The organism is uncultured Cetobacterium sp. (assembly GCF_947038635.1).
Lineage (GTDB): Bacteria > Fusobacteriota > Fusobacteriia > Fusobacteriales > Fusobacteriaceae > Cetobacterium_A.
The window spans coordinates 1-8076 of record NZ_CAMQXC010000104.1 but is presented as its reverse complement, the minus strand read 5'-3'; the positions used below and the strand labels follow the sequence as shown (position 1 = coordinate 8076).

General features: G+C 29.3%; 11 protein-coding genes. All 11 read right to left on the bottom strand.

Annotated features, from left to right (window positions below; genetic code table 11):
* Window positions 1–1770: hypothetical protein (locus Q0V08_RS09270; protein WP_297434160.1), on the bottom strand; the 1770-nt coding region annotated here is incomplete at its 3' end.
* A gap of 160 nt (window positions 1771–1930) precedes the next feature.
* A complete protein-coding gene (locus Q0V08_RS09265; RefSeq protein ID WP_297434158.1) occupies window positions 1931–2383 on the bottom strand; it encodes a hypothetical protein in 453 nt (150 codons plus the stop codon).
* A gap of 18 nt (window positions 2384–2401) precedes the next feature.
* The gene (locus Q0V08_RS09260) at window positions 2402–2836 is read right to left on the bottom strand and encodes a phage tail tube protein (protein ID WP_297434156.1); all 435 of its coding nucleotides are present in this window, start codon (window positions 2834–2836) and stop codon (window positions 2402–2404) included.
* Window positions 2837–3988 (bottom strand): phage tail sheath C-terminal domain-containing protein, encoded by a 1152-nt coding sequence (locus Q0V08_RS09255; RefSeq protein ID WP_297434154.1) that lies wholly within the window; start codon window positions 3986–3988, stop codon window positions 2837–2839. It lies immediately after the preceding gene.
* On the bottom strand, window positions 3989–4459 hold the full coding sequence (locus tag Q0V08_RS09250) for a hypothetical protein (protein ID WP_297434152.1): 471 nt from the start codon (window positions 4457–4459) through the stop codon (window positions 3989–3991).
* Window positions 4456–4833 carry a hypothetical protein gene (locus tag Q0V08_RS09245; protein ID WP_297434150.1) on the bottom strand — a complete coding sequence of 126 codons (378 nt, stop codon included), beginning with the start codon at window positions 4831–4833 and terminating at the stop codon, window positions 4456–4458. Before Q0V08_RS09245 ends, Q0V08_RS09250 begins: the two co-directional genes overlap by 4 nt.
* Window positions 4834–4842: 9 nt before the next feature.
* On the bottom strand, window positions 4843–5805 hold the full coding sequence (locus Q0V08_RS09240) for a hypothetical protein (RefSeq protein ID WP_297434148.1): 963 nt from the start codon (window positions 5803–5805) through the stop codon (window positions 4843–4845).
* Window positions 5805–6185: a hypothetical protein gene (locus tag Q0V08_RS09235; RefSeq protein WP_297434146.1), complete on the bottom strand. Its 381-nt coding sequence runs from the start codon at window positions 6183–6185 to the stop codon at window positions 5805–5807. The genes Q0V08_RS09240 and Q0V08_RS09235 overlap by 1 nt, the downstream gene beginning before the upstream one ends.
* 11 nt (window positions 6186–6196) lie before the next feature.
* Window positions 6197–7132: a hypothetical protein gene (locus tag Q0V08_RS09230; protein WP_297434144.1), complete on the bottom strand. Its 936-nt coding sequence runs from the start codon at window positions 7130–7132 to the stop codon at window positions 6197–6199.
* Between the two features lie 83 nt (window positions 7133–7215).
* A complete protein-coding gene (locus Q0V08_RS09225; protein ID WP_297434142.1) occupies window positions 7216–7776 on the bottom strand; it encodes a phage virion morphogenesis protein in 561 nt (186 codons plus the stop codon).
* On the bottom strand, window positions 7769–8005 hold the full coding sequence (locus Q0V08_RS09220; protein ID WP_297434140.1) for a hypothetical protein: 237 nt from the start codon (window positions 8003–8005) through the stop codon (window positions 7769–7771). The genes Q0V08_RS09225 and Q0V08_RS09220 overlap by 8 nt, the downstream gene beginning before the upstream one ends.
* Between the last annotated feature and the right edge of the window lie 71 nt (window positions 8006–8076).

Here is an 8076-nt window from a genome sequence, read left to right as displayed (position 1 = left end):
TAAGCTATACGCTTTTTCTTTAATTGTTTCCCAATTTTTATAAAGTAAATATCCTGCACCAACAACAGCAGTAATACCAGCTAGAACCACTCCAACAGGATTAGCAGCCATTGCAACGTTAAGCTTTGTTTGTGCCAAAGTTAAAATTCCAGTAACAATTGATTGACCTTGTTGTGCTAAAGATAAAGCTGTAGTTACTTTTTGATAACCACTCATTAATACAGCACCAGTTTTAAATGCCACATAACTAGCTCCGAGAACTCCTAAAGCCTGGCTAACATTAACAATAGAATCAAAGTTTTTTGTTAAAAACTGTATTGTTTTTGTTCCGGTATCTAAATATTTAAGTTGGAGTGGCATTAATTTCTCACCTAGCATAATTTGAAAATCTTCAGTTACTTTATTTAATCTTCTTCTTTTTCCAACTTCAGTATCTAAGTTTCTAGCAGTATCACCTAATGCGTCTTTACTCTGCATCTGAATAGCTTTCATTCTAATCATAATTTTTGTAGTTTCATCCATTTTATTAGAATATTTTTTAAATCCTAATTCCATCGCAGCAACATTCATTTGTGGTTCTAATATAGATGCTCCCAATGTTTTTGCTGCTTCTGATTCACCCATTAATGCAGATTGCATTGTCTTATGAACATCAATACCTCTTGAAGATAAATTATTAAATGAATCCAAATCATTTGCCAACATAACAATATCTTTAGACATATTCATTGAAGTTTTTCTATCCATTCCAAAACCAGTGAATAGATTTTGAATATCTCCCATAGATTCCTTTGTTTTTAATACAGATATACCTAATACATCCGTATAATTTTTAGCCCAAGCATTAGCTTCTTTACTGTGTTTATCATAAACTACATTAAATTTATTTTGTGTTTCAATCATATTAGAATTGACTTCAATACTTTTTTTACCTAAATTAATAGCTTCTCTAATTCCAACAGCAGCACCAATGTAACTTGTTATTTTTGCAGCTGTTGCTTTAAAAGAATTTCCAGATTTATCAACACTATTTGATAAATTATTAACCTCTGTTCTACTCTGACCTAATTTTTTATTAAGATAATCAAGCCTACTAGTCATATCAGTGTGATTTCTAGTGACTTGTGCTATCTTCTTTCTATGATTTTCTAAATCTTTATTAGTTGTTCCTGTTTTTTGAGATAATTCAGAATATTCTGCAGTTAAATTTTTCAAATTATTTTCAGAAGTTTTAACAAAGCCATCTAATATATTAATATTAGTTTTTAAATTAATTAAATCAGCACTAGTTCCTTGGGAGGTTGTTCCAATATGATTAAAACCTCTTGCTAATTCAAAACTTTTTTGATTTAGTAAATCCATATTTGGCATCTTTAAAGATTCATTAACTCCTAAACTTTCTTTTTTCAACTCTTTTAATTTATTTTTACTATTTTCGAGTGTTTCACCCATCATTTGATGAGCTAATCTTGCTTCATTTATTTTTTTTCTTTGTTCTTCTAATTTTTCACTAGAAACATCTGTTTCTTTTGATAATAAATACCAATCTTCACTTGCTTTTTTCAATCCTTTACCAGTTAAAGCGTACAAGTTCTCTAACTCTTTAATTTCGGTATTTTGCTTAGAGAAAGATTGAGTGGTGTTATCTATACCAGTTATAGTTCTAGCCATTGAATCATTGAGATTATTTGTAGTAGAAAATAATTTTCTAAAATTTTTCTCGGTTTCTGAAGTATCGACTTGAAATCGAACTCCAACTAACTCATTCATTGGCCACCTCCATTATTGCTCTTATTAACTGCATCAAGATGTCTTAAAAAAATAGCTTTAAAAGTTTCTTTTTCAAGTCCTTTAAGAGACATTAGATAATCTAGTCTATGTCCCTTGAGTATAAAAAACTCATACATTGCTAAAGTTAAGTCAGAGCCTATTAGTTTTTTAGTTCTTTTTCAACAGTAAAAGAGCCACCTTTTAAATTTAAAATAGTAGTTGCTATTTCTGTAATTTCATCTTCATTGAATATTTTTTTAAATAAATCTTTATTTGTATTAACTTTAAAAGCTTTTCTAACTTCGTCAGTAGTAAGTATAGGACTAGAAATTCCTTTCGATAAAATATAAGTTGGATCTACATACATACCGCCATAATACATAACATTTATATCATCCTCTTTAGTTTCAGCTTCAAAAATTACTTTATTTGAAACGCTTTCAACCTCAATTCCTCCACATCCAATTAAATCTTCTAATCTTTTAGAGTGAAGCATTTTCTTTTTCCTTATTTTAGAACTTTCAGTTAATTTTTCAGCATTTGCTATAACATCTGCAATAGATATTATTACTTTTAAACCTTTATTTTCATCTTTAACTTCTTTATTTTCCATATTAATTTCCTCCAATTTTTAAACAGTTTCTGGTACATCAGCAGTGTTAGGGTCAAATATAAATTCAAATTCTTTTTCAATTAATGAATCAACTGAATAGTTGAATAGATTTAAATTACCTGTAAACTCACAATCTGGAAGAGAAATTCTTTCTGCTCCTAATGTTTGTGGTCCATCAAAGGTTACTTCAAGAGAAAAGTCGGTTACTTTACCAGCTTTCATATTGGCAAAAAACTTTTTAAATTCTATAGAGTTAACCTTATGAACAGTAAATTTTCCAACACCTTTTCTTCCTTTTAAAACTTGACCTTTTGTTCCTCCAGGTAGAGGAACTTCTTCATAATCTCCTTCAATAGTTCCTTCTGCAGCTTTAGCTTCCATTAATATTTCACCATCAAAATAGAGTTTTGCAAAAGCTCCATTAAATATATTTCGTGGTTTGAATTTTTCCAACTATATCACCTCTACTTCAACTATTGCATCTTCCATAACATCAACAGGAGTGAACTCTTTTATTCTATAAAACCCTTGATCTTTTGTATTTAATCTCAAAGCTCTATATTCATCCATTGTTAGCATCTCTTCTTCTGTTATTTTTCCATTTTCAAATGCCCATTTTTTCTGAGTATCAATATCAATAACCATTTTATTTAAATAGTTTGAATCTAAGTACCCATCTTTCATAAATCCTAATAAATAACCATTAACAGCAGAACAGAATAGAGACTTATTTTCATAATGATTATCTCTCTTACCTATATAATAGTTAACATATGTATATTTAATATCTTTTAAACATTGGTCCATTATTGCAACTAATCTAATTTTTGAAAATGTTCTACCTTGAGTTTCTGTTGGAGTTGTCATTGAGTTAACTCCTCTTTCTAATCTATAGATAATTTTATCTCCATCAGTTTGAGGTACAGTAACTAAGTATCCATTTCCAACAGCAGCATTTACATCTTCTATAAATTCAGCTTCTTCTACCCAAGGTTCTTTATAATATGTCATAGAACCTTTTATTCCTAGTCCTGCAGCAATAGAAGCTAAACATAGTGCATACTCAACAGCGGTATATTTTGTTCCATTTACATTTCTCCATTGATTTGTCATTATAATAAATGGAATATCTGGAGCTGTTACTCCAGCTGTTGAAAACTTTATTGTTTTCTGTAATGGATTTAATATTTTATCCACTCTTCTATCTTTTTTAACCATTTCAACAAGTGCTTGTTGCTCCTCTGTTGTTCCACCAGGATAAGCAAAATAATCACACTCTTCAGATGCTAATCTATAAGCCTCATTAAGATGAGTCATATCTGGATAACCAGCCTCAGGACTTTCAGGCTCATCAAATCTATAAACAACTACTTTTCTAGGTGTACCTTTAAAAGCTAAGTCTTTAAGGTATTTATAATTTCCAGCAGTCCAATCTTCAGCCTTGACTTGACTTATATCAACATAAGATTTTTTTAAAAAATCAGTTTTAGTTGAATCAGATAAAAAAATTCCTAAAACTCCATTACCCTGGCTAATAATAGCTTGAGTATATAATTCTTTAAAAATCATCTGGAAGGATACAACACCATTTAATTTTTGTGACATCTACATCCCCTCCTCACATTTTAAATATATATTTTCACTCATTCTTTGATATTCATTATCATCAATATCAATCAATAAATTAGTAATTCTATATGTTTTTTTTATAATTGCAGTTCTCAAACTTGCTCTTTGAGTTTCATCTTCAATATTTCCATACTCTATTTTTGTTTCAAAATTAGATGAATCAAAGTCATTATCTTCATTGGTATCTAAAAATTCAATAAATTCTCTCACTTTATCTCTAAAGTTTAGAAGCTGATTATCTACTTTATTTTCAGAATAATAAAAACTTAAGCTAACATATCTTTGACCATTTTTTGTTGTCTCTCCATCAATAATTACACCAATAGATCTAGAAGTAAATTTAAACTCGTCAACATCATCAACAATCCCAAATCTATACTCAGATTTAATCTTCAATAAGTTATTTTGAATCTCTAATAACCTGGTATTTAAGCCACACCTTATCATATTACAATAACTCCCTTTTTCTGATATTTCATAGCTTCTGCATCTACAAGTGTTTTTAAAAGTTCATCTAACTCTCTTTTTTTATCTTTTACAGGTAAATCTTGAGCTATATTTGCCATTTCATAAAGTTTCCAAAATATATAGTTTTCCTTTAATATCAACCATTTTTCTTCATCTACTTTTGAAATATGCTTTCCTAGCCTGAAGTTAATATAAGCAACAGCTTTAGAATTTAGTGAGGTTTTATCCTCACTAGACTCTCCTTCTACTAAAATAGTTAAATCATCTCTTGATTTCCCTAAAAAATCACATATATCATAAGCTATTCTTTCTGTTAAAAAATCTTTAACTTTTAAAATAGGAATTTTATTCATTAAAATCACCTATAAAGTTACATTATATCTTTCAAACTGCTTAACATTAATAACAAGAGGAAGAGGAGCTGATTTAGCCCATAATCCTTTAGAACCATTTTGTTCTGTAACTCTAGTTTCATTAGCTAATAGTCTAGCTTTTACAACTTTAGCCGCATTAGTTTTTATATCTCCATATGTTAATCCAGCAAAAGCTATTCCCATAACAAGAGGATTATAAAGAACTACTTTATTAGCTGGATCTATTTTTTTATGTCTTGATAATAATCCAATTTTCATATCGTTTATAGTTAAATACATACTAGCTGGATCAGCTGGATTTCCATAAACAGTAACTTTATTTACATTTTGTTTGGCGTTTAATGCTTCAGCTTTTATTTTATTAAAAATATTTATTCCTACATCAATAGTTGGAGTAATTGAATATTTAATATAATATTCTGAAATAAGAGAGCTGATTTCATCAGTTACATTTTTACCAGTTAAAGTTAGAGTTTTTTCTTCCTCCAATCCCATATCAATATCTTCATCATGAGGTCCTTTTGTTTTTCCAGTTAGGAAAATTTCAGCTGCCATAATTTCTTTTCTATTTTCAATTGAAGCCTTTAAAATTGTTGAGTACTTTTTCTTCAATGTATCTTCAGCAGTTAAGATTTCACCTTTATCTGTATACTCTGGAATTCCAGCATCTAAAGCTAGTAAATCAGTAGCTGAGTAAGTAATTTCTCCTCCAACTATTGGTGGTTCTACTTCTAATTTATCGAATCCATTAACTTTTATTATTGGTAATTCATCATTTCTATTAACAATACCAGCTTCAGTAAAATGAGTATATAAATCATCTAATCTAATTTTTTCTGTTATAGAGTCATAATAATTATTACTTGCTGTAAATTTATTTAAATATGGCTGAGGATAGCTATATTTTGCAGCCGAAATTAAAGCTATTATCATTATCATCGTTTTATTCATTATTCATTCACCTCTTTACCTTCAATTGCATCTAGTACAAATGTTCCCATCTTTTGTAATTCTATAATTGCATTAAAATCTGTTGCAAATTCTATTCCTACAACCTTATCTTTTAAAACGTCAGCTGAAGTAGTAATAGATCCCTTAAAATCTGTTGAAGAAGTTTTATTACTGCCGACATAAATTCCAATTGGGATATTCAAACCATCCGCTCCAGCTTTATCATATGGATATAATTTCCCATCAGTTGCTTTTATAGCCATAGCTTGTCCATGTTTTAATTCTGTTTCAGAACCAGCTATAGTGTAATTTCTATCGCCTCTATATCTCTTCAAAACTAAGTTCTGAGGTTCAACCCTCTCTCTAATAACTCTTGACATATTTACCCTCCTTAATTTCCACCATGTATTCTTGCTGCATACTCTTGTGGAGTTTCTTCTTTTTCTTTCTTACCTTCAAACTCTGTAATAACTTGACCTTCCTTCAATATCTCTGGCATTTTTTCAAAAATAGCTGTCAATAATTCAATTGGAGACTCTTTCTTTCCAGCAAACTCATAGTTGTTTGTATCTGAATTTAGATAAAGTGTCTCTATTTTTGCTTCTGTTAAAATTTCTTTCATAGCTGGAGTAATCTTATTATTATTTGTTTTCATAAACTCTGCTGCTGACTCTTTAGCTTTTAATTTCTTTTCAAATTTTGCCTCAAACTCTTTTTCTATTTCGGCTGCAGTTTTAGGATTAACCTCTTCTATTGCTGCTATTTCAACTCTTTCAGCGGCAAACTCTCTAGCTAAATTATAAACAGCTTCTTTGTCTGTAACTTTTAACTGTAAACTTCTCATTAATTGAGTTAACTGCTCAACTGTTAATGATGTTGCAAATATAAATGATAATACATCTTCAAATTTCATAATTCTTTTGGCCTCCTCAAATTCTAAATCAGATGGTTCTATAAATGAGTTTTCTTCAAACTCTGCCCCTTCAACAGCTGGATTAACCCCCAATGGTAATAAAGCTATATTAGTTAATTTATCTCCTGGTATTTCAACAGATATTCCTTTAAAAATATTGTCGGAATGATATACTTTCCCCTTTTCATTTAATTCTATATTTGCAAAAACATCTACTTTATTACCGTTATTAACTAATTCAAATCCAGAAAATTCTCCAACTTTAGGCGGTGAATTCCCTTTCCATTTTGAAGTATGGATAAAAATAGCATTTGACTTTGTAGCATTACCAAATATTTTTTTTACTCTTTCTGGTGGATAATCACCTTGAGGATAATTTCCGCTTGAAAAAACTTTTACTCTTTTTTTACTCATAATTATCACCTCCAGTGAGAAAATAAAAAAAGTCCAGAGTATACGAAAAAATCGTATAACATCTGGACTCAAGGTCTCTCTTTTTATTTAAAAATATGCTTTTTTGTTAAGTTTGCATACTTATTTTTCATTTTATCATTTATTCCTAAAAATTTCCTTTCAGGAACAACAACTTCTTTTTGGAGTTTATATAGGAATTCTAAATTTTTTCCTTTTTTATCAAGTTTTCTAACAATATATAAGGCGTTTTTTGCTTTTATACAAATTGTATCATCAAAATCTCTTGGAGAATTTCCTTCAGCTTTTTTATTTATTGGAATTGCTAAATATTTACCTCTTTTAGGCTTTATCACTCCACCATATTGATGTATTCGTGCGTACGGAACATTAGTTCCAACTGCTGCTGTATTTCCATAGGTATAAGTTGTAAAACTTCGTTTTAAAATTCCTGTTCTTGCTAATGTTTGGCCACCTCTTCTATTTTTTTTCCAAGATTGACCATATGGACCACGCTGATTTTTAAAATTCAGTTGAGTTTCTTTTTGTATGTCCATAGCAATAGTTTTTAATAAAGGCTCTAAATTTTCAGCTCTTTCTATTTTTTCAGCAATAGAATGAACTAATCTGTCTAAAGGTTTATTCATCGAAAAACCCTACATTTATTAATGCTTCTAAAAACTCATGCTCTTCATCAGCTTCTAACTTCTCTTTAAAAGCTTTATTAACTTCAGTTATTTCACCCACTAATAAAATATCTTTTTGGCATAAAGAATTGTAATAAAGCTGATACTCATTAAATTTGTTCTTATCTTTTAAACTTGCCTCTATCTCCTGGAGTTTACCTTGTAAATCTAATTCTATAAATTTATCCACTATAAAACCTCCTTTTTGAATAAAGCATTTATAAAATAAACAGCTTCATAACTACTTATACTATAATCTTT

Bases quoted from the DNA above. Each gene is read 5' to 3' on its own strand.
- Q0V08_RS09265 (WP_297434158.1), bottom strand. From the start codon at position 2,383: ATGGAAAATAAAGAAGTTAAAGATGAAAATAAAGGTTTAAAAGTAATA.
- Q0V08_RS09255 (WP_297434154.1), bottom strand. From the start codon at position 3,988: ATGTCACAAAAATTAAATGGTGTTGTATCCTTCCAGATGATTTTTAAA.
- Q0V08_RS09250 (WP_297434152.1), bottom strand. From the start codon at position 4,459: ATGATAAGGTGTGGCTTAAATACCAGGTTATTAGAGATTCAAAATAAC.
- Q0V08_RS09245 (WP_297434150.1), bottom strand. From the start codon at position 4,833: ATGAATAAAATTCCTATTTTAAAAGTTAAAGATTTTTTAACAGAAAGA.
- Q0V08_RS09240 (WP_297434148.1), bottom strand. From the start codon at position 5,805: ATGAATAAAACGATGATAATGATAATAGCTTTAATTTCGGCTGCAAAA.
- Q0V08_RS09235 (WP_297434146.1), bottom strand. From the start codon at position 6,185: ATGTCAAGAGTTATTAGAGAGAGGGTTGAACCTCAGAACTTAGTTTTG.
- Q0V08_RS09230 (WP_297434144.1), bottom strand. From the start codon at position 7,132: ATGAGTAAAAAAAGAGTAAAAGTTTTTTCAAGCGGAAATTATCCTCAA.
- Q0V08_RS09225 (WP_297434142.1), bottom strand. From the start codon at position 7,776: ATGAATAAACCTTTAGACAGATTAGTTCATTCTATTGCTGAAAAAATA.